Below are 23,991 nucleotides of genomic sequence, written 5' to 3'. Positions count from 1 at the left end.
GCAGCGCGCACTTTTTTCCACTAAAAAGCCCAGCCATCAATGGCTGGGCTTCTATTATTATTGGACTTCCATGATGATCGGCAAGATCATTGGACGGCGTTTAGTTTTTTCATATAGGAATGGAGATAAAGTGTCTGTAATTTCATTTTTAATTTCAGACCATTGTGTAGTTTTGCGGTCCATCACCTTATTTAAATGCTTAGTTATCAAGGATTGAGCATCGCTGATAAGGTCTCCTGATTCTCTCATATAAACGAATCCGCGTGAGATGATGTCAGGTCCTGATGCAATTTTGAATTCCTTCATATTGATGCTGACAACGACAACGACAAGGCCTTCCTCGGAAAGGATGCGACGATCACGGAGAACGATATTACCGATATCCCCGATGCCGCTTCCATCGATATAAACCGAACCTGAAGGGATCTTGCCAGCGATTTGTGCTGTGTTTTCACTTAAGGATAGAACCTCACCATTATCCATGATAAAGCAATTTTCTTCCGGAACGCCGCAATCGACTGCATGCCGGGCATGTAGTTTTTGCATACGGTATTCACCATGGATTGGCATGAAGAATTTCGGTTTAATCAAACGAAGCATCAGCTTTTGTTCCTGCTGTCCGCCATGACCTGATGTATGAATGTCATTCAATGGACCTGAAATGACGTCCGCTCCTGCACGATATAATTGATTGATCGTTCTGGAAACGCTGATTGTGTTACCAGGGATAGGTGAAGATGAAAATACCACGGTATCACCAGGGATGATTTGAATCTGACGGTGAGTGCCATTAGCTATGCGAGACAGCGCTGCCATTGGTTCACCTTGACTGCCTGTACAAAGGATGGTTACTTTATTCGCAGGCATTCGATTCAATTGCTGTACATCAATGAATGTATCTTTAGGAGCTACGATATAACCAAGATCTTGTCCAATTGATATGGCTGAATCCATGCTTCGGCCAAAGACCGCTATTTTACGGCCGTTAGCCACGGCTGCTTCAACAACTTGCTGAAGGCGATGGATATTCGATGCAAACGTTGCAAAAATAATCCGGCCGTCAACCTTACGGAAAATGTCTTGAATGGTATCGCCGACACGGCTTTCGGACATAGTAAAGTTCTGCACTTCACTATTTGTGCTATCCGAGAGTAGGCACAATACACCTTCTTTACCGATTTCCGCCATCTTGGTCAAGTTTGCAGGCTCGCCCACTGGTGTGAAGTCGAATTTAAAATCACCAGTATGGACAATTTGTCCAGGTGGTGTTTTTACAACGATTCCATAAGAGTCAGGGATACTGTGAGTTGTACGGAAGAATGAGACGGACGTTTTCCGGAACTTGATCACTTCATCTTCACTGATTTCAATCATGGTCGTCTGACGTAAAAGGCCGTGTTCTTCCAATTTATTACGAAGTAGTCCAAGTGCCAGTTTCCCGCCGTACACAGGGACATTCACTTTTCTAAGTAAATAAGGAATCCCGCCAATATGGTCTTCATGGCCATGAGTAATGAAAACACCTTTAATTTTATCTACATTTTTCTCTAAATAGCTGTAATCTGGAATCACATAGTCAATACCGAGAAGCTCATCTTCAGGAAATTTAATTCCAGCATCAATGATGATGATTTCATCTTGAAACTGAACAGCATATGTGTTCTTACCGATTTCGCCTAAACCGCCCAGGGCGAATACAGCTGTTTGATCGTTTTTTACAAATTTCATAAATTATAGCTCCAATACTTTGTAATCTTCATTTTGTTTTTCGTATTCTAAATATGCTCCAGTTACGGGTAATACGATTTCTACGTTATAAGGTTCCTCTTTTAATTTTAAACGAACGTCACGAACGGATTCACCTTCGACAAACATTGTTTTAGTATTCTCCCTGATGGGAACCTCTGATATGGTTGCTTGATAGTATACCTTAAAAACCATTTTAATCTCTCCTCACTTGTTTGCATTGCTTTTTTCATTATATATAAAAACAACAATTTTTTCATGTTTTTCAACATCATGTAAAAATAAACCCAGCTCCGCCATAAAAATGGAAGGGGTTTGATGAATTAAATATACCAATGTTTAAAAGTATATAAAAAATAGGTGGCCGATTCTGGTATCAATCCAATTATGTCTTCCTCTATCTTATATCCTATCCGTTTTTGCCATGTGTAAAACTTAAATCATGGGATCTTTTTTTCGCAAACGATTTCTTTCTGATTAATACAATATGACTGTGTACGACCGTTTCATGAAAAGCAACGACTCATATCTTTATTGAAATATGTATTCACCTGACCATATTAATGGCAAGATAGAAAGAATGCTTAACTAGAACTTTACAACAAGGAAGAAGCCCTCCGCAAGTTTTTGAAGGGCTGTCCGAAAAAAATTCGCATATGGATGACGGCCGAGTCAGGATTGAGTGACAAATCATGCGATAGTTTTTTTTCTTAAAAGATCATTCCACTGTTTAGCAAGCTTTTTACGAAGCTTTTTTAACATGGCGATCACGCTCCCTTAATTATTATTGTATAGGATTATTCAATAATGTAAATACGTCTTTACAGGTACTTGGCCCATTTTTGAAAAAAAAGGCTCATTCAAACAAGCAGCTGGGATTTTGGGGGCAAGAAGGATGGGAGAAGGAATCTAAGAAAGCCTGAGTTGTTTCTATTAAGGATAGTATATGCCCATTCATGAAGAAAAAACGTAAATTGAGTGGAATCCGGTTGTGTTACTTGACTTATCTTGATGACAATTATTAAATGGGTACATATTAAAAAAGGAAAAAATGAATGAATTGGAAGTGAATCGTTAGTGAAAATCGTATTCTTTGATATTGACGGAACATTGCTCGATCATGAAAAAAAATTGCCTGCTTCAACAAAAAAAGCCATTAAGCAACTGCAGGATAGCGGGGTTTTTGTAGCGATAGCCACGGGCAGGGCTCCGTTCATGTTCGAATCTTTAAGGGAAGAGCTTGGCATCGATACATTTGTAAGTTTCAATGGACAATACGTTGTTTTTGAAGGGAAAGTCGTTTATAAAAATCCTTTGAGCATAACTGAGATAAAACGGCTCCACGAACATGCGGAAAAAAATGAAATACCGATCGTTTTCATGAATGAGGAGACGATGAAATCAAGTGTTCCGCATCATAGCAGAATTGAAGAAGCTTTAAGCAGCCTGAAGTTTCCCCACCCTGAACATTCGGCAGATTTCTATGAGGACCATGATATATACCAAGCCTTATTATTCTGTTCGGAAGATGAAGAAGGGAACTTTGTTGGGAAATATGATGACTTTCATTTCATTAGATGGCATGAGCATTCAACGGATGTACTTCCATTCGGGGGTTCAAAAGCCGAAGGCATTAAAATATTAATGGAAAAAGTCGGGTTTGCTTTGGAGGATGTTTACGCCTTTGGAGATGGCTTAAATGATATAGAGATGTTAAAAGTAGCAGGATATGGCGTGGCAATGGGGAATGCCGGTCAACTTGTGAAGCAAGAGGCCGACTTTGTAACGAAGGATGTCGATGATGATGGCATACTTTTTGGTTTGAAGGAACTTGAACTGATATAAAAAAACAAAACCCCCGTCAGCCAACAGACGGGGGATTTGCATATTACGTTACCTTTCCACGGCAATTGAGTTTTCCGGAATGGCATAGGGGTCTTCCGGATGGATATGATCATAAAACATGATTCCATTAAGGTGGTCGATTTCATGTTGAAAGCAAATGGCTGCGATGCCTTTCAGGCGGAGTTGAACCGATTTTCCTTCCAGGTCCGTACCCACAACCGTTATTCGAGCATAACGGGGCACATAGCCGGAAACGGGACGATTTACGGAAAGGCAGCCTTCTCCGGCTGTCAAATATGCTTTTTCCACTGAATGGCTGATGAGTTTAGGGTTGAAAAGTGCATAGCTATACAGTTGACCATCTTTTTCTTTCAAATGAACGGCAATCATCCTTTTTGAAACATTCACCTGTGGTGCAGCCAAGCCAATTCCTGCCCTTAATCCGTATAGTGCAGCAATATCGGGCTTCTGGCTGTTTTGGACATATTCCATCAAGCTGGTTAAAAGTTGCTTATCTTCATATGATGCCGGAAGCGGAACCTCTACTGCGACTTGTCTTAAGATTGGATCATCTTCATTAACAAAATCATCCATGGTAAGCATGATCTTTCACCCCACAAAATTCTTTAATTATGTATAGGATCATTTTAACAAAAAAAACTTGGAAAGTTAATGTAGGATCTGATGAAAGAAAAATGGAAGGGAGGGAATCAAGTCATTAATTCCTATCCCAGCCATTATATTATTTGTGTGTTGAGGTCTATTTAAAAAAATAAATCATTTTTTTTGAATTAGGGTAAATAGTTAACATTTTCGGGTAAAGGTAATAGAAATTACCTGGTTAGCATAAGCACGCGCCGACAATGATTAACAGAATGAACAGGACAATGATTAGAGCGAAGCCGCTTCCAAAGCCGCAGCCCCCACCATCACCATAACCATAGCTGGGTGCAACGGAAACCGGATAACAGCATTCCTGGTTGTAACCTCCATACATAATTTCATACCTCCGTTTTTTGTATTATTAAGATGCTGACCACTCTTATTTGAAACGGTCCCTACAGCCTATGCAGTATGGCTTAAAGGGTGTAGGCTAGCGCCCAGTAATGAAAAAAACCTGTTCGGAATATGATTGTAACAAGTGTTTGCCGCTAAAAAGGGAATTTGGAGAAAAATGAATCTTCGAAGTACTATCAGAAGGAGCTGTCTATGTTGAAGCGTTTTGGTCCATATGTTATTTTACTTCTTTCTTTAGTGATCTTGACTGGTTGTTTTGATGGTTCACCGGAAGAAAGAATCCACAAAATCCTAGAGAAAACTGCAGAAAAGGAAAGTGATTTCACCGAGCATCAAGAGCCTCTTAATGATTTGGAGAAAAAAGAAAAAGAAAAATATGAGAAAATCATTAAGCTTGGATTGGATGATTATGAGCAGATCGTCGAGCTTTCAGATGAAGCCACCAAGAATATCGACCAAAGGGAAAAAATAATTGAAAAGGAACAAAGCAGTATGCAATCCTCAAAAGAACAGTTCAATCAGATAGATGAACAAATCGGGAAAATAGAGGATGAAAAAATAAAAAAAGAAGCGACTGAAATGAAAAAGGTCATGAGTGAGCGATATAGCACCTACGATAATTTATATGATGCTTATCAACAAAGTTTGGCTTATGATCGTGAATTATATGAGCTTTTTAAAAAAGAGGATTTAAAAATGGATGAATTACAAGTGCAAATCAAGAAAATAAATACCTCTTATACAAAAGTTTTGAAAGCGAATGAGGAATTTAATGCATTGACGGAAAAATCAAATCAAAAAAAAGAAAGTTTTTATGATAGTTCCGGCATAGAAATGGCTGATTCAACAAAATAATATAAGTAATGATGGGCTGTGATTCTGACTCACAGCCCATATTTTGTTCAATCAGGTTCATTCAGGGACTGAAAAATTTCTAGAATGGTCTTTTTTTGTGCATCCCGCTTGATGAGTAATTTTCATACCTGTACTAAAAAAAAACGATAATCAAAATTCAAACAGCAGGCTTATATGAAAGCGTTTGAAAATTTTTTTGGAATATTATTCCGAAGGCTCGAATGCCTATAGTTAAAGCGGTTTTGGAATCGATCCGATATGCTGGGGGATTTAAATGTTATCCTTCGCCATCCTTAAATTGAATATGAGGGGAAAATTAATAGTACAGTTATAAAGTGAAAACTAATACAGAGAAGAAGTATGATTATTGGAAATTCTATTAAATCAAAATTATAAGGAACTCCAAGTGATTGACTTGATGTTAATTCATCTTGTAAACTTAATCTATAAAAATTCTTGTATCATTTTCCTTGATTTTTTTTATGGTACAGAATAAGATTGAGACATATTAAGCATATCCACGTTTGAGGATTGGTCTTAAGGGAAAAATAAAAGAATGAATTGTTGAAGAAACTAAAAAGCAAACTATTTTTGCTTTATAGAATAATAATAGCAAACCTTTTTAATGAAAGGATGAGGTGCCAAATGGCTCAAAAAACTAAACAAGCTAAAATTAATGTTCAGGATCAGCTTAAGAAAGTAGAAGAACAATTTGAAACTTTTCAAATTTTAAATGAAGAGGGAGAAGTCGTTAATGAAGCGGCTATGCCTGATTTAAGTGATGAACAATTGCAAGAATTAATGCGTCGTATGGTTTATACACGCATCTTGGATCAACGTTCCATATCACTGAACCGCCAAGGCCGATTAGGTTTCTATGCACCGACTGCCGGTCAAGAAGCTTCTCAAATCGCTTCCCAGTATGCTTTGGAAAAAGAAGATTTCATTCTGCCTGGATACCGTGATGTTCCGCAAATCGTTTGGCATGGCCTTCCGCTTTGGCAAGCATTCTTATTCTCCCGGGGACATTTTAAGGGAAATCAAATTCCTGAAGACGTCAATGTAATCTCCCCACAAATCATTATCGGCGCTCAATATATCCAAGCTGCAGGAGTTGCTCTTGGGTTGAAGAAACGCGGAAAAAAAGCAGTAGCCATCACATATACGGGTGACGGCGGAACCTCACAAGGTGACTTCTATGAGGGAATTAACTTTGCAGGTGCATTTAAAGCGCCGGCTATCTTCATCGTGCAAAATAACCGTTTCGCAATCTCGACACCGGTTGATTTGCAATCAGCAGCAAAAACATTAGCACAAAAGGGTGTGGCTGCAGGTATCCCTGGCATCCAAGTTGATGGTATGGATGCGCTGGCCGTTTATACAGCCGTTAAAGAAGCGCGTGAACGTGCAATTAATGGTGAAGGCCCAACATTGATTGAAACATTAACTTACCGTTATGGTCCGCATACGATGGCTGGGGATGACCCGACACGTTACCGTACTTCCGAAATGGATAACGAGTGGGAACTGAAAGATCCATTGGTTCGTTTCCGCAAGTTCTTGGAAAACAAAAAACTTTGGAATGAAGAATTAGAGAACGAAACGATAGAAAAAGCAAAAGACGATATTAAAGAAGCAATCAAATTGGCAGATGCAGAACCTAAGCAAAAGGTTACAGACCTTATTGAAATCATGTATGAAGAAATGCCTTATAACTTAAAAGAACAATATGAAATTTATAAAGAGAAGGAGTCGAAGTAAGCCATGGCTCAATTGACGATGATTCAAGCAATTACAGAAGCATTACGTACAGAACTTAAGAATGACGAGAATGTACTCGTTTTTGGGGAAGATGTAGGTGTTAATGGAGGAGTTTTCCGTGCAACGGAAAATCTTCAAAAAGAATTCGGTGAAGATCGTGTATTCGATACACCTCTAGCTGAATCTGGAATCGGTGGATTAGCGGTCGGTCTTTCTTTACAAGGTTTCCGTCCTGTTCCTGAAATTCAATTCTTCGGGTTTGTATATGAAGTAATGGATTCCGTAAGCGGTCAGCTCGCTCGTATGCGCTACCGTTCAGGCGGACGATACAGTGCACCGGTTACAATTCGCTCACCTTTTGGGGGCGGAGTGCATACTCCGGAAATGCACGCTGATAGCTTGGAAGGTTTAATGGCTCAGCAACCAGGGTTAAAGGTAGTTATCCCTTCCACACCTTACGATGCAAAAGGCTTATTGATTTCAGCGATTCGTGATAATGACCCTGTCATTTTCCTTGAGCACATGAAATTGTACCGCTCTTTCCGTCAGGAAGTGCCAGAAGAAGAATATACAATTCCATTAGGAAAAGCAGATGTGAAAAGAGAAGGAACGGATTTATCCATTATTACGTATGGTGCGATGGTACAGGAATCCATCAAGGCAGCTGAGGAATTGGCTAAAGAAGGTCATTCCGTCGAAGTGGTCGACTTACGTACTGTATCTCCGTTGGATATCGATACAATCATTGCTTCCGTAGAAAAAACTGGACGCGCTATAGTTGTTCAAGAAGCACAAAAGCAAGCTGGAATTGCAGCGAATGTCGTAGCGGAAATTAACGAACGTGCCATTTTGAGCTTGGATGCTCCAGTACTTCGAGTGGCGGCTGCTGATACGGTATTCCCGTTTTCACAAGCTGAAACAGTATGGCTCCCTAATTATAAAGACATTATTGAAACGGCGAATAAAGTCTTGAAGTTTTAACAATCTTAAGTAATCGGAATGAATGTCCTGCTTGGGAAAGTAATCTTGCATTAACGGTAATGCAAGATAAAGGACTTTATTCAAAGCACTAAGTATGATTTAATATAGGAGGTTGAACTCAGTGGCATTCCAATTTAGACTCCCAGATATCGGAGAAGGTATACACGAAGGTGAAATAGTGAAATGGTTTGTAAAACCAGGAGATAAGATTCAAGAAGATGACGTGCTTTGCGAAGTTCAGAACGATAAGGCCGTTGTTGAAATCCCATCACCGGTGGAAGGTACCGTTGAAGAAATCCTTGTTCAAGAAGGAACGGTTGCCGTTGTTGGCGATGTACTTGTAACATTCGATGCTCCAGGTTATGAAAATCTTCAGTTTAAAGGGGACCATGGAGAAGAAGCGAAGGCAGAAGGTGAGAAGAATACGGAGGCCCAGGTTCAAGCAACTGCTGAAGCTGGACAGGAAGTCAAGAAAGAGGCTGCTCCGGTTCAAGAAAATAATGGTGTAACGGGCGCGGGATCACAACCACAAGTCGAGGCAGATCCTTCACGACGTATCATCGCCATGCCTTCTGTTAGGAAATATGCACGCGAACAAGGGGTTAATATTCGCGAGGTTTCTGGTTCTGGGGATAACGGCCGCATCATGAAAGATGACATAGATGCTTTCAAAAACGGTAAAGCTGCTCCACAGCAACCGGCAGCTCAAAGTGAAGCTTCACAACAAAATGATACGGAAACAACCGAAAAACAAAAAGTTACGATTCCAGAAGGGCAATATCCTGAAACTCGCGAAAAAATGAGCGGCATGAGAAAAGCGATCGCCAAAGCTATGGTAAAATCCAAACAGACAGCTCCGCATGTTACATTAATGGATGAAGTCGATGTGACGCAATTGGTTGCTCACCGTAAGAAATTCAAGGAAATTGCTGCAGAAAAAGGAATCAAGCTTACATTCCTACCTTATGTTGTTAAAGCGTTAACAAGTGCATTGCGTGAATTCCCTATGCTTAACACATCATTTGATGATGAGGCTAGTGAGATTATCCATAAACACTATTACAATATCGGAATTGCTGCAGACACAGACAAAGGACTGCTCGTTCCAGTTGTAAAAGATGCAGATCGTAAATCAACTTTTGCTATTTCACAAGAAATTAATGAATTAGCGACGAAAGCCCGTGACGGCAAATTGGCTCCTAACGAAATGAAAGGTGCTTCTTGCTCCATTACGAATATCGGTTCCGCAGGCGGTCAATGGTTCACACCTGTAATCAATCATCCAGAAGTTGCCATTCTAGGGATTGGACGCATTGCCGAAAAAGCAATTGTACGCGACGGGGAAATTATCGCCGCTCCAGTTCTGGCATTATCACTGAGCTTTGATCACCGCATGATTGATGGAGCAACAGCTCAACATGCATTGAATCATATCAAAAAGTTATTGAACGACCCAGAATTATTGTTAATGGAGGCGTAAACAATGGTAGTAGGAGATTTTCCAATCGAAACAGATACTTTAGTGATCGGTTCAGGCCCAGGGGGATATGTTGCCGCAATTCGCGCAGCACAGCTTGGACAGAAAGTAACGGTCGTTGAAAAAGGAACAATCGGCGGAGTTTGTTTGAATGTAGGCTGTATCCCATCGAAAGCTTTAATTTCAGCTGGACACCGTTTCCATGAAGCTCAGCATTCAGAAGATATGGGGATCTTTGCAGAAAAAGTTTCTGTTGATTTTTCTAAAGTACAAGCTTGGAAAGGTTCTGTTGTTAAAAAATTAACAGGCGGTGTAAGCAGCCTATTAAAAGGTAATAATGTTGATGTTGTAACTGGAGAAGCTTATTTCGTTGATGAAAACAGCATCCGTGTTATGAATGAAGACTCAGCTCAAACATATACATTTAAAAACGCAATCATCGCCACTGGTTCATCGCCAATCGAGATTCCGTCATTTAAATATACGAAACGTGTACTTAATTCCACTGGTGCTCTTGCTTTGGAAGAAGTTCCAGGTTCAATCGTGGTAATCGGCGGAGGTTACATTGGAACTGAACTTGGCGGAGCATTCGCTAGCTTCGGCACTAAAGTGACCATCCTTGAAGGTACGGAAGAAATCCTTTCTGCAGGCTTTGAAAAACAAATGGCAGCACTTGTTAAGCGTAATCTTAAAAACAAGGGTGCTGAAATTGTTACTAAAGCAAATGCTAAAGGTGTGGAAGAAACTGAAACAGGTGTAACCGTTACTTATGAAGTAAAAGGCGAAGAGAAAAAAGTTGAAGCCGATTACGTTTTAGTAACAGTTGGACGTCGTCCAAATACAGCCGAAATCGGCCTGGAGCAAGTCGGAATCAAAATGACTGACCGCGGTTTGATCGAAACTGATAAACAATGCCGTACAAGCGTGAAAAACATTTATGCAATCGGTGATATCGTTTCAGGACCTCAGTTGGCTCACAAAGCTTCTTATGAAGGTAAAATTGCAGCTGAAGCCATTGCAGGACATTCATCTGAAATCGACTATCTTGCTATTCCGGCTGTTGTATTCTCTGAACCGGAACTTGCTTCTGTCGGTTATAATGAAAAAGAAGCGAAGGAAGCTGGAATCGAAGCGCTTGCTTCTAAATTCCCATTCGCTGCAAATGGACGTGCTCTTTCTTTAAATAATACGGACGGATTTGTGAAGCTTATCACTCGCAAAGAAGACGGATTGGTTATAGGAGCACAAATTGCAGGACCAAACGCTTCTGATATGATTGCAGAACTTGGTTTGGCTATCGAAGCAGGAATGACTGCAGAAGATATCGCAATGACAATCCATGCACATCCAACTTTAGGGGAAATCACAATGGAAGCTGCTGAAGTTGCCCTTGGAACTCCTATTCACATCATCAAGTAATTGATTTTTTTAAAAAGCGTACTGCATTGAGCAGTACGCTTTTTTGTTTGGCCAGAGTACAAATATGAATGATGGCTCCCAGCCATCATTTTCTTCATGCTAGTTAAATGAAAAGGACAAAAAGGGCATAAGCTATAAAAAGGACTTCTTACTTTTTTCCTTGAAAGGGTTTGAGAAAGGTATTTAAGGATAAAAAATAAGATGAGCGATGGTAAGGGAATATTTTTTGCCAATAAAAAGATCAGGGCAGATATATTCATATTAAAATGGGGTGGATCACTTGAAAAATTATCTGGTAATCCTCTTTCAACTAATCGTTTGGAGTGGGTATACATTAGTTGAATGGCTGTCTGTTAACGATCGATTCGTTTTCAAAGTATTCATGTTTCTGGTCTTTTCCTATCTAGCCATTTACATTGGTAAAATGATTTTAAAGTCCAATAGGCGAACAATGCTTGTTACCGTTATAAGTCTATTATGCTACGGTATTTTGCAAATCCTTTTGGAAACGCTAGTACCCGTTTATTGAATTTTTAAGCAAATCGCTATGACACAAGAAACCACGGAGGAACCATGATTAACAAAGGAGTAGCATTATTTACATTAGTATCATTTTTATTGATGGCATGCAATGGTCCGAGTTCCGTTCGACTAGAAAAAGATGATCAAAAAAGTGTGGAAACGACAACAACGGTCCAAGATGAAAGCCAGCAAGAGAAAGATTTGAAAAATGAAGCGTCAAAAACGGTTGTCGATGGGAATGTAAAGTCAGAATTTCGGGTGGACGAAGGGGATTGGTCATTTAAACCAATTGGGGATGCAAATCCGAAAGTTGTGTTATTGACATTTGATGATGCACCTGATGAATATTCGCTGAAAATCGCCCAGACCCTGAAGCGCCTTGAAGTACCTGCTATTTTTTTCGTGAACGGTCACTTTCTTGAAAATGATGAAAATAAAGCGATGTTAAAAGAAATACATGAAATGGGTTTTTCTATCGGTAATCATACTTATTCCCATGTGAATTTAAAACAGTTGACCGAAAAGGAACAAGAGCGGGAAATCGTAAAATTGAACAATTTGGTAGAAGGCATTACAGGAGTACGCCCTAAGTACTTCAGGGCGCCATTTGGATCGAATACCGAGCATTCAAAAAAAGTCGCTGAGAAAGAAAAAATGTTGGTCATGAATTGGACATATGGATATGACTGGGAAAATGAGTATCAGGATGAAAAAGCGTTAACGGAGATCATGTTGAACAGTCCTTATTTAGGAAATGGTGCGAACTTACTGATGCATGACCGGAAATGGACGAGTGAAGCCATTGAAGATATCGTGAAAGGTTTTCAAAAGAAAGGTTATGAAATCCTTGACCCAAAGTTAATTGAAACGCCTGCATGAGTCAGTTCCGGCTTCTGCAGGTTTTTTATTTCCTTGGATAATAATACATCACCCGTTTATTGAAGAGATGTAGCTGAGCCCGCAATTTCTTTGCAAGGAACTTGCACAGTTCATTAGCTTTTCCCTTATCACCGAAGGTTGCTGTTTCAGGGAGGGTGAATTGGATATAAGATTGAATCCGCTCTGATCCATCTTCATCCTTAACGACTTCCTGGTCAACGCCTATCAATATCATGTGATATCGATCTTCTTTGGATTGGAGATATATGGCCTTATCTTTCATCTTTTCCGGTTCTTTCATTTCATAAGGAAATGCTTTCTTATCATAGTCCCAATCCAATTGCTTTCCGGTTTTTGCGGTGATCATTTGATAATAGTTCAGTAATTCTTTCACATCTTCGATGGTTACAGTCCCTTTCACGGACTCAGGAACAAGTTTGATATAGGCATTTTCAGTCATATGACTCCCCCTTAGATCGATAGGATGTAAGATTATATTAACATTTTATGGATGTATTATATACATATCTATATGTAAATTAAAAGGCGAAATTCCTTTTTCAACTTACTATGAAAAAGCAAGGGGGCTTATGAAATGAGCGCCAGGGTCCAAAAAGGAATCAGTTCTAACGAACTGTCGGAATTAATTTCTTCCAACATGGAGGTTCATTAAATGGGGAAAAAGTATATATGTTATACTTTTTAGCTTGAAATAATAAATGTGTTATATTATAATTCATGTAAAGCGGTTACATTACGTCATTGATGCATACAATATAGAGGAAGGGGTTGTAAAAATGGGAACTATCGTATGTCAAACTTGCAATAGCACGATTGAACATTTTGAAGATGAAAAAGTAAGTGTACTATATACACACAATCACAACTGCCAAAGCTGTGATACAGCTGCCTCTGAAAAATAAATGTAAATAGGATTATAAGATTAATAGAATGTAAGGGTGTTTCAGGATTGTAACCTGGAGCACCCTTTTTATAGAAGTTAATGATTCGAAGTTCTTCAGTATGCCGGGAGCTACTTGTTCAATAATGAAAGGGGCAAAAAAACCAGAGCAGCACTTTGCTCTGGTTTGATGGGATCAATCAATTTTTAATGATACGTAAATATTTTATTTCTGGGTCCTCAGGGCCTTGAACAGGAAGGCCGGCCTCGATGTTTTTCCGGATGTAATTGATATTATCTTCAGTAATCAATTCACCTGGTATGAAGATCGGGATTCCAGGCGGGTAAACCATGATGAACTCAGCGCTAATTTTACCGACAGATTCCTCAATGGGAACCACTTCGGTATCTGCATAAAATGCCTCCCTTGGTGATAAAGCCAATGGTGGTGTATCAGGAAGCAGGACTTCGATCTTTTCATGTTCAGCTGCCATTTCCTTAAACTCTTCCGTTAAGTCTCTAAGGGCAGCAATCAGAAGATCTGCTTCTGTTTTTGAGTCTCCAGGTGTTATCAGGCAAAGGATATTGTACAAGTCAGAAAGTTCCACTTCGATATTATGCTTTTCACGAAGCCATTTCTCAACGTCGTATCCGGTAATATTCAATTCCTTGATGGATATGATCAATTTAGTCGGATCATAACTAAAGGCTGCCTCACTCTCGAGAATTTCGCTGCCGACACAGTAAAGGTAAGGAATTTCATTAACGGCCTCACGGATATACCCTGCGAGATTGATCGCTTCATCAATCATTCCCCTTCCTACCGTCGCAAGTTGTCTTCTGGCCGTATCCAGGGAAGCCAGAAGGATATAGGAGGTCGAGGTGGTTGTGAGCATGCTCAATATGGCTTGAACACGATTTGCGGAAACCAATCCATTCTTAACATTTAATATGGAACTTCCAGTTAATGAACCACCCAATTTATGAACACTCGTTGCAGCCATATCTGCTCCAGCTTGCATGGCAGACATCGGCAAGTCTTCATGGAAGTGTATATGGACACCATGTGCTTCATCCACCAGTACTGGGATATGGTGGGAATGAGCAACTTCGACTATTTTTTGCAAATCAGCCGAAATGCCGAAATAGGTTGGATTGATGACAAGCAATCCTTTTGCATCGCTATGTTCCTTTAAAGTTTTTTCGACGGCATCGACAGTGATTCCGTGTGAGATGCCCAAATCTTTGTCTATTTCAGGATTGATGAAAATGGGAACAGCTCCGGAAAATACAATGGCAGACATTACGGATTTATGTACATTCCTCGGAACGATGATTTTGTCCCCAGGTCCGCAGACTGTCATGACCATCGTCATGATTGCTCCACTTGTTCCTTGAACGGAAAAAAATGTGTGATCTGCCCCAAAGGCTTCAGCGGCAAGATCCTGAGCTTGTTTAATGATCCCCTTTGGCTGATGGAGATCATCGAGTGGAGCGATATTGATTAAATCTATGGATAATGCATTTTCTCCAATGAAATTACGGAAATCAGCGTCCATTCCTTTTCCTTTTTTATGACCTGGAATATGAAATTGGACGGGATTTTTTTTTGCATGCTGCAATAAGGCAGTGTATAAGGGTGTTTCATTCTGTGACAATTCTTTGTGGCCCCTTTTCAATAAAATAGGTACGTAATATTGGGAGCATATACTCCCTTTCTATTAATGATCGTATGTTTCTCCGATTCCATCGTATGGTTAGTAAGCTTTTGGATAGACATAAAACATATGAATTATAGCACGTCTTATAATAAATGCCTAGAGTGACTTTAATGTCCTGACTTAAACAATTTATATTGGTCTTTGTTGTTATGGGGCTCAAAAAAATGATCAGCAGATTATAAATGTCCATTTCCCTAGTATTTACTGGATTTACTTAAGAATTCTTCTTTTATTAATATTGTAGGTGAGTATAAAAATTGAACGGTTAAACAATATTTGCCATAATGAAGCTAATGATTTTTGAATGCAGTTAAATAAACAAACTACATAAAATGAAAAGGGAGCTGGGGAGTTTGAAGTGGAAAACGCGTGTGACCGATTTGTTAGGTATCCAATACCCAATCGTACAGGGGGGATTGGCCCATTTAGCATATGCAGACCTGGCTGCGGCAGTTTCGAATGCAGGAGGGCTGGGGCAGGTAACGGCCATGTCCTTGGACAGCCCGGAGCAGCTGACAGATGAAATTAGAAAAACCAAATCATTGACGGATAAACCGTTTGGTGTGAACTTTGCGATCGGTCAGCATGGAAGACCTTATGAACACATGCTGGAAGCAGCCTTGAAAGAGGGTATCGCAGCTGTTTCCGTGACCGGCGGCAACCCTGCACCATTTCTTGATTACGTCACAGGCACCCAGGTGAAAAAACTCGTGCTTGTTGCTGCAAGAAGGCAGGCAATGAAGGCTGAACAGCTTGGTGCAGATGCGGTGATGGTAGTTGGTCAGGAGGGAGGAGGACATTTAGGCCGAGATGATATTGGAACGTCCGTGTTAATTCCCCAAGTTGTGGACTCCGTTAATATTCCAGTGATCGCCTCTGGTGGTTTTGGCGATGGACGCGGCTTGATGGCAGCATTGGCACTTGGTGCCGAAGGAATCGAGATGGGAACACGATTCATAGCAGTCAAGGAATGTGTCCATGCACATGAATTATATAAAAATGCCTTGGTTTCCGGCACAGAAAATGATACGGTTGTCATCAAGCGTTCCATTGGTGCACCAGCCAGGGTAATTGCAAACAGCTGGACAGATAAGATTCTTGAAATAGAAAAAGAAAACGGCGGATATGAACGATTGAAGGACTACATAAGCGGAAAAGCGAATCAGCGTTATATCCATGAAGGTGTCGAAGGTGAGGGCTTCGCTTGGGCCGGACAAGTGATGGGGCTGATTCATGATGTACCATCGACTGCTGAATTATTCAGTCGGATTATCGACCAGGCGGAAGCAATTCGTTCAAAATGGGCAGACTGATGATGCATGGTCTGACGGCATGAAAAACTATCTAGAAGGAGCGTGTTTAGGGTATGGATTATCAGTATCCAATGGATCTTGATTGGTCTACTGAAGAAATCGTGGATGTGATCAAATTCTTTGAGGCTGTAGAAAAAGCTTATGAAAATAAAATACAAAAGGAAGAATTTATGAAGGCTTACCGAAGATTCAAGGAAATAGTCCCCGGTAAGGCGGATGAAAAAAAGTATACGGATGAGTTTGAGTCTGTCAGCACTTATTCAGCCTATCTTGTTATCAAGAAGGCAAAAGGAATCGATGACGGGGAATGGATAAAAATGAAAAATTAAAAATATTTTTAGAAAACTCCATTGACTTAATGAAAAGGTTGTTTTAACATAATAAGCAAGAAAATGATAAAGGCAGTGACGAAGAAGAGTACCTTAATGATGTTCTGCAGAGAGCCAGTGGTTGCTGAAAACTGGTGAACGAATTTAAGCGAATGGACTTCCGAGCCCCAAACCGAAACGGATGAACGGAGTAGGCTTTGGCGATTATCTCATCGTTAGTGGAGATAGGCATGTTTATGCCGTAAAGTGAGCTAATTTAGCTAATTAAGGTGGTACCACGGGTTCCTCGTCCTTTGGATGAGGGACCTTTTTGCGTTTTTATGGAAATGATAATTAAATCTATGAATGAGAGTAGTAATCTTTTTAGATGCGTAACAGAGAGCCGGGATAGGTGGAAACCGGTACGATATAAGAAGATGAATGGACTTATGAGTGGTTTCTTGAAATAAGTAGGGAAACTCGGCTGCCACCGTTAAAGGGTATTCGCAAGAATTTTCATTTCTTGCTTGAGAGGGAAAAATGATGATTTTTCCAACTTGAGGTGGCACCGCGGTTTACCGTCCTCTGCAAACACATATTTGTGTTTGCGGGGGATTTTTTTATTGGAATTTCAATATATATATACCTTTTAGAAAGAATCGAAAACCAGAGGAAATGAAAGCCCCGGCACTTGGCCAAAAGGGTTTTCCCTTTCAGGGGTTTATAAAAGCGCATAAGAATCGGGAGGGAATTGAGAGATGAATAATTTGGATGAAAAAAAAATACTCCGTTTCAAAATGGACACAATTGAAGGGGATATCCACACACCCATTGCCATATTTCAGAAATTAGATGGTGACCAGAAGTTTTTATTGGAAAGCTCGAATTCGCATCATGACAACGGCCGCTACTCTTATCTAGGTTCAAAACCTTATCTGGAGGTGACATCACTTGCTGGCCAAGTGAATGTGAAAGATATTGTAACAGGTGATCAAATTGTTAAGAACATCAATATCATCGAGTTTCTAAAAAACGAATTATTAGTGGAGATAGGAGAGGCTCCCATCCATCTTCCGCCATTTAACGGTGGTGCAATCGGATATATGGGCTATGATATCATTCGTCTTTATGAAAATATAGGACCCGTGCCTCCTGATTCTCTGCAAATGCCTGATGCTCATTTTCTCTTTTATAAAGAACTTTATATATTCGATCATGTTCTGCAGAAGATCCATCTCTTGACTGCGGAAGAAGATAGTGAAAAAAGTTTATTGGGGATGAAGGAAAAAATCAATCAGGCAAGCAAACCGTCAAAGGAAATATCGTCGGAATATTTGGAATTCAAATCGAATTTCAGTCAGGATGAATTCGAGAAAATGGTCCTTGAGGTTAAATCAGCGATTGTAGCTGGTGAAGTGTTCCAAGTTGTTTTATCACAAAGGTTCAAAGCGGACTTCGATGGGGAGCCTTTCGATGCCTACCGACGTTTGCGTTTAGCTAACCCCTCTCCTTATATGTTTTATATAGAATTTGGTGACTATACAATTATTGGGTCGTCTCCAGAAAGTTTGATCAGTGTTTCATCAGGAATGGTTCATGTTAATCCCATTGCCGGTACAAGGCCGAGAGGGAAAACGGATGAAGAAGATAAGGGCTTTGAAAAAAGCCTGCTGATGGATGAAAAGGAACTTGCCGAGCATAAGATGCTTGTTGATTTGGGGAGGAATGACCTTGGCAGGGTTTGCGAAATCGGTTCAATCCACCTTACCGAGGAAATGGAAATTCAAAGATATCAGCATGTCATGCATATTGCCTCGAAGGTTAGCGGAAAGCTTAGGGAAGGGTTCACGAGTTTAGATGCGCTGACGGTCTGCCTCCCTGCGGGAACAGTCTCAGGTGCTCCTAAAATCAGGGCAATGGAGCTGATCAATGAACTGGAAAATTGTAAACGGGGAATGTATTCGGGCTCGATAGGGTTCATAGGTTTTGGAGGGGATCTTGATATGGCTTTAGCCATTCGGACGATGATCATTAAAGATGGCAAGGCCTATGTACAGGCAGGGGCAGGAATTGTTTATGATTCAGATCCAAAAACGGAATATGAAGAAACACAAAATAAAGCACGCGCTTTAATGGAGGTTCACACAAAATGATTTTATTAATTGATAACTATGACTCATTCACTTATAACCTTTATCAATATTTAGGAGAGGTGGAAAAAGAAATCATCGTAAAAAGGAATGACGAAATCACCCTTGCGGAAATTGAGGAACTGAATCCAATGGCAATCGTCATTTCCCCGGGACCCGGCAGGCCGGAAGATGCTGGTATCAGTATGGAAATCATCCGTAATTTTTATGAAAAGGTTCCGCTATTAGGGATATGTTTGGGGCATCAGGCCATTGGGGCAGTTTTTGGTGCGAATGTGGTTGGAGCGAAACAAATCATGCATGGGAAAACATCGGTTATCGAACATGATGGAACAGGTGTATTTGCCAAACAGGACTTACAATTCCAGGTAATGCGTTACCATTCTCTTGTAGTCGAAAGGGCAAGTTTGCCAGATGAATTGACTGTGACGGCAGTAGCACTGGATGATGGCGAGATCATGGCACTTAAACATCAAGATTACCCGCTTTACGGGTTACAGTTCCATCCTGAATCAATCGGGACGAAAATCGGCAAGGAATTATTACATCAATTTTATGAGATTGCGGGAACCTTCCAATCTGAGAAGGAACAATCCATCTTATAAAAAAACGACTGGGGGAGTTAGCGGTGAAGGAGTATTTAGCGAAGTTAGCAGAGCGTCAAACATTGACGGAAGAAGAGATGAGCAGAGCAGCCCAAGCGTTATTTTCTAAGGATATCACCGAAAGCGAAATGGCAGCTTTCATCATTGCCCTAAAATCCAAAGGGGAAACGGCAGGTGAAATAGCAAGCCTTGTCAGGGTAATGAGAAAAGAAGCAAGAAGTGTACGAACAAGCTCACTTAATGTTATGGATAATTGCGGAACTGGAGGAGACGGGTCACAAAGCTTCAATATAAGTACAGCATCAGCTTTCGTACTTGCCGGGGCCGGTGTCAAGGTTGCCAAACATGGGAACCGCAGCATTTCAAGCAAAACGGGCAGTGCGGATGTATTGGAAGAATTGGGTGTTAATTTGTACTTGGAGCCTGACATGTTAAAAGAATTGTTGGAGGAAAATGGGATCGCATTCTTATTTGCCCCATCGGTCCATCCTAATATTGCACGGATAATGAAAGTGAGAAAAGAACTGAAAATCCCGACGATATTTAATCTGATCGGCCCTCTGACAAATCCGGTCCAACTCGACACGCAATTAATGGGAATCAATCGACGTGATATGCTCGAGCTCTTTGCGGAAGTCCTACATAAATTAGGAAGGAAACGCGCGGTCGTGATAAATGGTGCCGGGTTTATGGATGAAGCGAGCCTACAGGGTGAAAATTCACTCGTGCTTTTGGAACAAGGGGATATTATCCCATTTACGCTGCATCCCGAAGAAGTGGATCTGCCGGTTTACGGAAATGAAGCCATCCGCGGCGGTGACGCAAAACAAAATGCCGATATCATGCTAAGGCTTCTCAAAGGTGAAAAAGGGGCTTATCGTGATACCGTTTTATTGAATGCTGGATTGGGATTATATGCACATGGTACGGCAACAACGATCAAAAAAGGAATCTCCATGGCCAAAGAAAGCCTTGATAGCGGATCGGCTCTTGCAAAGTTAGAAAATCTGATTGCTTATGGCAATAGAAATAAGGTGGTCATGTAATGGAAAATATCTTAACGAAAATCATCGAACAGAAAAAGGTGGAAGTCGCAAAATTAAAAGAAAGGGGCTTAGACGATTCGGTAATGATCAATATAGTCAGACCGTCTTTGGTGGAAAATTTGAAAACGGCGAAATCAATGGCGGTTATCGCGGAAATAAAACGGGCTTCCCCTTCAAAAGGGGACATTAAAATCAATGTAAATCCAATCGAGCAGGCCCTTTCATATGAAAGCGGCGGAGCGGCAGCGATATCCGTATTGACGGATGAGGTTTTCTTTAAAGGGTCAATTTCAGATTTGAGAATCGTAAGTGAGGCCATACGGATTCCCAGGTTGTGCAAGGACTTCATCATCGATGAAGTTCAAATCGATCGCGCCCATCAAGCTGGTGCCACTATCATTCTATTGATTGTGGCGGCACTTTCTAAAGAACGCCTTCATGAATTATATCAATATGCAAAAACAAAAGGGCTTGAAGTATTGACGGAAGTCCATGATGAAGCCGAACTGGAACGTGCTCTAGAGCTGAATGCAGAGCTAATAGGGATTAACAATCGGAATTTAAAGACCTTCAAAGTGGATTTGGCTGTAACGGAACGACTGGCGAAGTTACTTGATCCAAAACGCCATATCATTATCAGTGAAAGTGGAATCAAAACTAAAGAAGACGTGATGCGTGTGAAGGAGGCTGGTGCAAAAGCGATTTTAGTCGGGGAGACACTGATGACTGCATCAAACCTTCCGCACACGATGGCCGAACTGCAAATGAGTATATAAGGAGATTAATATGTTAGTGAAAATCTGTGGGATAAAGACATTGGCAGCCGCTCAGACTGCCGTTAGTTCCGGGGCGGACTTCATTGGTTTCATTTTTGCCGAGAGCAGCAGGAAGGTTGAGCCAGAGATAGTAGGAGAAATTGGAGCGAATCTAGCTGGACGGGTTAAAAAAGTCGGGGTGTTTGCCAATCAAACTGAACAAGAAGTGATAAAAAGTGCTGAAATTGCAGGGTTGGATTATATTCAGCTTCATGGTAACGAGTCTGCCGGCTTTGCCCGCAGAATGCCCCTACCGGTGATCAAGGCCGTTGCCGTCCATTCGGAGAAAGACCTTGAAAACCTTCATGAATACCCAGCGGATTATCTATTAGTAGATCTTCCTAAGAGTTCATCTGGAAAGGGATTGACTTTGGATTGGGATATGATCCGAAAGGCGGATCTGCCGCCGGGGAAAGTAATTCTAGCAGGTGGGTTGACTCCGGAAAATGTCGGAAAAGCGATTAATGCCGTTTCACCATTCGCAGTTGACGTAGCCAGCGGCGTTGAAACAAACGGATTAAAAGATGCCTTAAAAATAAATGCATTTATCAAAGAGGCAAAATATACAGCCGGAAAAGGGGAATGAATAAATGAACACTTATACACAGCCTGATCAAACTGGACATTTTGGAGCATATGGAGGCCGTTTCGTTCCGGAAACTTTAATGGCGGCGATTACGGAGCTTGAAGAGGTATATGAACAATCGAAAAATGATCCTGAATTCCAAAGGCAGCTAAATTATTACCTGAAACAATATATCGGTCGGGAAACACCCCTTTATTTTGCGGAGAACTTGACGAGACTTGCTGGTGGAGCAGATATTTATCTGAAGCGGGAAGACTTGAACCATACCGGAGCCCACAAAATAAATAATACGATCGGTCAGGCTCTGCTGACTCAGAAAATGGGCAAGAAAAAGGTGATTGCCGAAACGGGTGCAGGACAGCATGGGGTCGCAACGGCGACTGTGTGTGCTTTGCTGAAGCTGGAATGCATCATCTTTATGGGGGAAGAAGATATCAGGAGACAGAAATTGAATGTATTCAGGATGGAGCTTTTGGGGGCTAAGGTCATATCAGTATCACAAGGAAGCGGGACACTGAAGGATGCAGTGAATGAGGCGTTACGATATTGGGTGGCGAATGTGGATGACACCCATTATATAATGGGATCGGTTCTTGGTCCGCATCCATTCCCCGTTATTGTACGTGATTTTCAAAGCGTGATAGGGAATGAAACAAAGCGTCAATATTTGGAGGCGGTTCATACCCTACCGGATGCAGTAGTTGCTTGCATAGGCGGAGGAAGTAATGCAATGGGAATGTTTTATCCTTTCATTGAGGATGAAACGGTAAAATTATACGGTGTGGAAGCGGCAGGGCACGGACTTGAAACACCATTACACGCTTCAAGTCTGACTAAAGGGAAACCCGGGGTTCTCCACGGGGCATTCATGTACGTATTGCAGAACGAGGACGGCCAGATCCAAGAGGCACATTCAATTTCAGCAGGGCTGGATTATCCAGGAGTAGGACCTGAACATAGTTACTTAAAAGATACAAATCGGGTTGAATATACTTCCGTAACCGATGATGAAGCCTTGGATGCTCTAGCGATGCTTTCAAGGGAGGAAGGGATCATCCCTGCTTTAGAAAGTTCACATGCCATTTCCTATGGTTTAAAGCTTGCTAAAGAAATGGAGAAAGGAACAGGGCTGGTCATTTGCCTGTCCGGCCGTGGTGATAAGGATGTTGAAACGGTCCAATCATTGATGGGGGGTAGTGAACATGAATAAATTAACAAATGCGCTCAAAGAATGCCAAACAAGGAAGGAAAAAGCATTCATCCCTTATATCATGGCAGGGGATGGAGGTCTTGAGCGGTTAAAGAGCCAGCTTCTTTTCCTTGAAAACAGCGGTGCGACTGCGGTTGAACTAGGCATACCATTCTCTGACCCTGTCGCTGATGGACCGGTCATACAACAAGCCGGCATCAGATCTTTGGAAAATGGAACAACTTTAAAAGCTGTCCTAAAAAAAGTAATGGAAATAAAAAATGAAGTGACCATCCCAATCATTTTAATGGGGTATACGAACTCAATCCTGGCATATGGACTTCAAGAATTTACGAATGACTGTCTCAAAGCAGGGATATCCGGGTGCATCATCCCCGATTTACCGATTGAAGAAGAAGCCATCTTTTCATCAATCAAAACTGCAGGAATCGTTCTTATCCGACTTGTGACACTCACGTCTTCGAAAGAGCGTATCACTGAGATTACCGCAGGGGCGGAGGGATTCATCTACGCAGTTACAGTCAAAGGCATTACGGGGGCCCGTGACGCCTTTGGGGAAGAACTTGGAGGCTATTTAAAGAAGGTTAAAGAGATAAGCCCGGTTCCCGTTCTTGCCGGGTTCGGCATATCGACGCCAGATCATGTCCGTGATGCAATACAATACTGCGATGGTGTCATTGTCGGCAGCAAAATCATCCAATGCTTCGAAACAGGTAAGGAAGATCAAATTGGTGATTTGATACAAGCAAGCAAAGGAGTAGTGCAAAAATAAGGAAAGGAGGGCCATCAAGGCTCTCCTTTTTACTTAACCAGTTTAATTGAAGGCATCCGATA

24 protein-coding genes and 2 other annotated features are annotated in these 23,991 nt (G+C 41.1%); of the genes, 18 read left to right on the top strand and 6 right to left on the bottom strand.

The genetic code is table 11. The annotated features are described in order from the left end of the window. Positions 1-57: 57 nt before the first annotated feature. Both rnjA and ACQKNS_RS05575 read right to left on the bottom strand, forming a co-directional pair. Positions 58-1,728 carry a ribonuclease J1 gene (gene rnjA, locus ACQKNS_RS05580; RefSeq protein WP_034314071.1) on the bottom strand — a complete coding sequence of 557 codons (1,671 nt, stop codon included), beginning with the start codon at positions 1,726-1,728 and terminating at the stop codon, positions 58-60. A gap of 3 nt (positions 1,729-1,731) precedes the next feature. Then, a complete protein-coding gene (locus ACQKNS_RS05575; RefSeq protein WP_427641544.1) occupies positions 1,732-1,941 on the bottom strand; it encodes a DNA-dependent RNA polymerase subunit epsilon in 210 nt (69 codons plus the stop codon). Between the two features lie 882 nt (positions 1,942-2,823). On the opposite strand from ACQKNS_RS05575, the gene ACQKNS_RS05570 reads away from it, so the two are divergent. Beyond that, positions 2,824-3,591 carry a Cof-type HAD-IIB family hydrolase gene (locus ACQKNS_RS05570; protein WP_427641543.1) on the top strand — a complete coding sequence of 256 codons (768 nt, stop codon included), beginning with the start codon at positions 2,824-2,826 and terminating at the stop codon, positions 3,589-3,591. 48 nt (positions 3,592-3,639) lie between these two features. Here the strand turns inward: ACQKNS_RS05570 and def are convergent, their stop codons facing one another. Then, complete coding sequence (def, locus tag ACQKNS_RS05565) at positions 3,640-4,194, bottom strand: peptide deformylase (protein WP_427641542.1); 555 nt, start codon at positions 4,192-4,194, stop codon at positions 3,640-3,642. Between the two features lie 238 nt (positions 4,195-4,432). Continuing rightward, positions 4,433-4,588: a YjcZ family sporulation protein gene (locus ACQKNS_RS05560; protein WP_283917331.1), complete on the bottom strand. Its 156-nt coding sequence runs from the start codon at positions 4,586-4,588 to the stop codon at positions 4,433-4,435. 212 nt (positions 4,589-4,800) lie between these two features. Between ACQKNS_RS05560 and ACQKNS_RS05555 the strand changes: the two genes are divergently transcribed. The 7 genes from ACQKNS_RS05555 to ACQKNS_RS05525 all read left to right on the top strand — a co-directional run bounded on the left by ACQKNS_RS05555 (position 4,801) and on the right by ACQKNS_RS05525 (position 12,502). Next, positions 4,801-5,463 carry a YkyA family protein gene (locus ACQKNS_RS05555; protein ID WP_427641541.1) on the top strand — a complete coding sequence of 221 codons (663 nt, stop codon included), beginning with the start codon at positions 4,801-4,803 and terminating at the stop codon, positions 5,461-5,463. Positions 5,464-6,108: 645 nt separating this feature from the next. Continuing rightward, positions 6,109-7,224: a pyruvate dehydrogenase (acetyl-transferring) E1 component subunit alpha gene (gene pdhA / locus ACQKNS_RS05550; protein WP_241590432.1), complete on the top strand. Its 1,116-nt coding sequence runs from the start codon at positions 6,109-6,111 to the stop codon at positions 7,222-7,224. Between the two features lie 3 nt (positions 7,225-7,227). Continuing rightward, positions 7,228-8,205 carry an alpha-ketoacid dehydrogenase subunit beta gene (locus ACQKNS_RS05545; protein WP_427641540.1) on the top strand — a complete coding sequence of 326 codons (978 nt, stop codon included), beginning with the start codon at positions 7,228-7,230 and terminating at the stop codon, positions 8,203-8,205. A gap of 121 nt (positions 8,206-8,326) precedes the next feature. Next, entirely contained in the window at positions 8,327-9,685 is a 1,359-nt protein-coding gene (locus ACQKNS_RS05540) for a dihydrolipoamide acetyltransferase family protein (RefSeq protein ID WP_427641539.1), read from the top strand. Between the two features lie 3 nt (positions 9,686-9,688). Then, positions 9,689-11,101: a dihydrolipoyl dehydrogenase gene (gene lpdA, locus ACQKNS_RS05535; RefSeq protein WP_076366776.1), complete on the top strand. Its 1,413-nt coding sequence runs from the start codon at positions 9,689-9,691 to the stop codon at positions 11,099-11,101. Positions 11,102-11,372: 271 nt separating this feature from the next. Further along, a complete protein-coding gene (locus ACQKNS_RS05530) occupies positions 11,373-11,630 on the top strand; it encodes a hypothetical protein (protein ID WP_306804763.1) in 258 nt (85 codons plus the stop codon). 44 nt (positions 11,631-11,674) lie between these two features. Further along, positions 11,675-12,502 (top strand): polysaccharide deacetylase family protein, encoded by an 828-nt coding sequence (locus ACQKNS_RS05525; protein ID WP_427641538.1) that lies wholly within the window; start codon positions 11,675-11,677, stop codon positions 12,500-12,502. Between the two features lie 25 nt (positions 12,503-12,527). Here ACQKNS_RS05525 and ACQKNS_RS05520 read toward each other — a convergent pair whose 3' ends face one another. After that, the gene (locus ACQKNS_RS05520; RefSeq protein ID WP_098371132.1) at positions 12,528-12,962 is read right to left on the bottom strand and encodes a DUF1885 family protein; all 435 of its coding nucleotides are present in this window, start codon (positions 12,960-12,962) and stop codon (positions 12,528-12,530) included. A gap of 337 nt (positions 12,963-13,299) precedes the next feature. Between ACQKNS_RS05520 and ACQKNS_RS05515 the strand changes: the two genes are divergently transcribed. Next, complete coding sequence (locus tag ACQKNS_RS05515) at positions 13,300-13,425, top strand: GapA-binding peptide SR1P (RefSeq protein ID WP_072272684.1); 126 nt, start codon at positions 13,300-13,302, stop codon at positions 13,423-13,425. Between the two features lie 178 nt (positions 13,426-13,603). Here the strand turns inward: ACQKNS_RS05515 and ACQKNS_RS05510 are convergent, their stop codons facing one another. Beyond that, complete coding sequence (locus ACQKNS_RS05510) at positions 13,604-15,061, bottom strand: aminotransferase class I/II-fold pyridoxal phosphate-dependent enzyme (protein ID WP_427641537.1); 1,458 nt, start codon at positions 15,059-15,061, stop codon at positions 13,604-13,606. A 416-nt stretch (positions 15,062-15,477) separates the two neighbouring features. On the opposite strand from ACQKNS_RS05510, the gene ACQKNS_RS05505 reads away from it, so the two are divergent. From ACQKNS_RS05505 to trpA, 9 genes are all read left to right on the top strand, one after another. Next, positions 15,478-16,437: an NAD(P)H-dependent flavin oxidoreductase gene (locus ACQKNS_RS05505; RefSeq protein WP_427641536.1), complete on the top strand. Its 960-nt coding sequence runs from the start codon at positions 15,478-15,480 to the stop codon at positions 16,435-16,437. Positions 16,438-16,490: 53 nt separating this feature from the next. Next, positions 16,491-16,766 carry a UPF0223 family protein gene (locus ACQKNS_RS05500; RefSeq protein WP_098371129.1) on the top strand — a complete coding sequence of 92 codons (276 nt, stop codon included), beginning with the start codon at positions 16,491-16,493 and terminating at the stop codon, positions 16,764-16,766. Between the two features lie 66 nt (positions 16,767-16,832). After that, positions 16,833-17,063 (top strand) — a binding site (T-box leader). 35 nt (positions 17,064-17,098) lie between these two features. Continuing rightward, positions 17,099-17,334 (top strand) — a binding site (T-box leader). Between the two features lie 169 nt (positions 17,335-17,503). Next, the gene (trpE, locus tag ACQKNS_RS05495) at positions 17,504-18,898 is read left to right on the top strand and encodes an anthranilate synthase component I (RefSeq protein ID WP_427641535.1); all 1,395 of its coding nucleotides are present in this window, start codon (positions 17,504-17,506) and stop codon (positions 18,896-18,898) included. Beyond that, a complete protein-coding gene (locus ACQKNS_RS05490) occupies positions 18,895-19,500 on the top strand; it encodes an anthranilate synthase component II (RefSeq protein WP_427641534.1) in 606 nt (201 codons plus the stop codon). The genes trpE and ACQKNS_RS05490 overlap by 4 nt, the downstream gene beginning before the upstream one ends. 23 nt (positions 19,501-19,523) lie before the next feature. Next, positions 19,524-20,546, top strand: coding sequence for an anthranilate phosphoribosyltransferase (gene trpD, locus ACQKNS_RS05485; protein WP_427641533.1), 1,023 nt, complete (start codon positions 19,524-19,526; stop codon positions 20,544-20,546). Beyond that, on the top strand, positions 20,546-21,322 hold the full coding sequence (gene trpC, locus ACQKNS_RS05480; RefSeq protein ID WP_427641532.1) for an indole-3-glycerol phosphate synthase TrpC: 777 nt from the start codon (positions 20,546-20,548) through the stop codon (positions 21,320-21,322). The genes trpD and trpC overlap by 1 nt, the downstream gene beginning before the upstream one ends. A 10-nt stretch (positions 21,323-21,332) precedes the next feature. Then, entirely contained in the window at positions 21,333-21,947 is a 615-nt protein-coding gene (locus ACQKNS_RS05475) for a phosphoribosylanthranilate isomerase (RefSeq protein ID WP_427641531.1), read from the top strand. 4 nt (positions 21,948-21,951) lie between these two features. Next, positions 21,952-23,157 (top strand): tryptophan synthase subunit beta, encoded by a 1,206-nt coding sequence (trpB, locus tag ACQKNS_RS05470; protein WP_427641530.1) that lies wholly within the window; start codon positions 21,952-21,954, stop codon positions 23,155-23,157. Next, positions 23,150-23,929 (top strand): tryptophan synthase subunit alpha, encoded by a 780-nt coding sequence (trpA, locus tag ACQKNS_RS05465; protein WP_427641529.1) that lies wholly within the window; start codon positions 23,150-23,152, stop codon positions 23,927-23,929. The genes trpB and trpA overlap by 8 nt, the downstream gene beginning before the upstream one ends. Positions 23,930-23,991: the final 62 nt, after the last annotated feature.

It is taken from the genome of Peribacillus sp. NPDC094092, from assembly GCF_050279365.1.
GTDB lineage: Bacteria > Bacillota > Bacilli > Bacillales > DSM-1321 > Peribacillus.
The sequence above is the reverse complement of the archived record's forward strand: the minus strand, read 5'-3'. Positions and strand labels throughout refer to the sequence as shown.

Bases quoted from the DNA above. Each gene is read 5' to 3' on its own strand.
- rnjA (WP_034314071.1), bottom strand. From the start codon at position 1,728: ATGAAATTTGTAAAAAACGATCAAACAGCTGTATTCGCCCTGGGCGGT.
- ACQKNS_RS05575 (WP_427641544.1), bottom strand. From the start codon at position 1,941: ATGGTTTTTAAGGTATACTATCAAGCAACCATATCAGAGGTTCCCATC.
- def (WP_427641542.1), bottom strand. From the start codon at position 4,194: ATGCTTACCATGGATGATTTTGTTAATGAAGATGATCCAATCTTAAGA.
- ACQKNS_RS05560 (WP_283917331.1), bottom strand. From the start codon at position 4,588: ATGTATGGAGGTTACAACCAGGAATGCTGTTATCCGGTTTCCGTTGCA.
- ACQKNS_RS05555 (WP_427641541.1), top strand. From the start codon at position 4,801: ATGTTGAAGCGTTTTGGTCCATATGTTATTTTACTTCTTTCTTTAGTG.
- pdhA (WP_241590432.1), top strand. From the start codon at position 6,109: ATGGCTCAAAAAACTAAACAAGCTAAAATTAATGTTCAGGATCAGCTT.
- ACQKNS_RS05545 (WP_427641540.1), top strand. From the start codon at position 7,228: ATGGCTCAATTGACGATGATTCAAGCAATTACAGAAGCATTACGTACA.
- lpdA (WP_076366776.1), top strand. From the start codon at position 9,689: ATGGTAGTAGGAGATTTTCCAATCGAAACAGATACTTTAGTGATCGGT.
- ACQKNS_RS05525 (WP_427641538.1), top strand. From the start codon at position 11,675: ATGATTAACAAAGGAGTAGCATTATTTACATTAGTATCATTTTTATTG.
- ACQKNS_RS05520 (WP_098371132.1), bottom strand. From the start codon at position 12,962: ATGACTGAAAATGCCTATATCAAACTTGTTCCTGAGTCCGTGAAAGGG.
- ACQKNS_RS05515 (WP_072272684.1), top strand. From the start codon at position 13,300: ATGGGAACTATCGTATGTCAAACTTGCAATAGCACGATTGAACATTTT.
- ACQKNS_RS05500 (WP_098371129.1), top strand. From the start codon at position 16,491: ATGGATTATCAGTATCCAATGGATCTTGATTGGTCTACTGAAGAAATC.
- trpE (WP_427641535.1), top strand. From the start codon at position 17,504: ATGAATAATTTGGATGAAAAAAAAATACTCCGTTTCAAAATGGACACA.
- ACQKNS_RS05490 (WP_427641534.1), top strand. From the start codon at position 18,895: ATGATTTTATTAATTGATAACTATGACTCATTCACTTATAACCTTTAT.
- trpC (WP_427641532.1), top strand. From the start codon at position 20,546: ATGGAAAATATCTTAACGAAAATCATCGAACAGAAAAAGGTGGAAGTC.
- ACQKNS_RS05475 (WP_427641531.1), top strand. From the start codon at position 21,333: ATGTTAGTGAAAATCTGTGGGATAAAGACATTGGCAGCCGCTCAGACT.
- trpB (WP_427641530.1), top strand. From the start codon at position 21,952: ATGAACACTTATACACAGCCTGATCAAACTGGACATTTTGGAGCATAT.
- trpA (WP_427641529.1), top strand. From the start codon at position 23,150: ATGAATAAATTAACAAATGCGCTCAAAGAATGCCAAACAAGGAAGGAA.